Genomic DNA, 414 nt, shown 5'->3' with positions numbered 1-414 from the left:
TGTGTCAATCCCCTGGTTTCGTAGAGACCTCTCCTATGCGGCCTGGCACCTCTGGTCGCTCTTCTTGCGTGCTTCGGTGATGATCCGTTCGAACTCCTCCGGCGGCATCCCGCCGGCCGCGCTGTGCCTGCGTCTCGGGTTGTAGAACCCGGTGATCCAGGTGGCGATCTTCAGGCGGGCCTCGGTGCGGGTGGCGAACCGGTGCCGGTGGATGTACTCGACCTTGATCAGCGAGTTGAACGACTCCGCGGCGGCGTTGTCCAGCGCCGACCCCACCCGACCCATGGACTGCACCACGCCCAGGCGGTTGCACAGGGTGCTGTACGCCTCTGACGTGTACTCACTTCCTCTGTCGCTGTGGAAGATCGTCCCGTCCCTTCGGCCGCCACGCGTCGCGGTGGCCATCTGCAACGA

General features: G+C 65.0%; 1 protein-coding gene. It reads right to left on the bottom strand.

Annotated elements, in window-relative coordinates; translation table 11 throughout:
- Nucleotides 1-33: 33 nt before the first annotated feature.
- Nucleotides 34-414: integrase core domain-containing protein (locus IEZ01_RS17740; protein ID WP_189202545.1), on the bottom strand; the 381-nt coding region annotated here is incomplete at its 5' end.

Source organism: Streptomyces purpureus (assembly GCF_014648195.1).
In the GTDB taxonomy this organism is placed as follows: Bacteria; Actinomycetota; Actinomycetes; order Streptomycetales; family Streptomycetaceae; genus Streptomyces; species Streptomyces purpureus.
The sequence above is the reverse complement of the archived record's forward strand: the minus strand, read 5'-3'. Positions and strand labels throughout refer to the sequence as shown.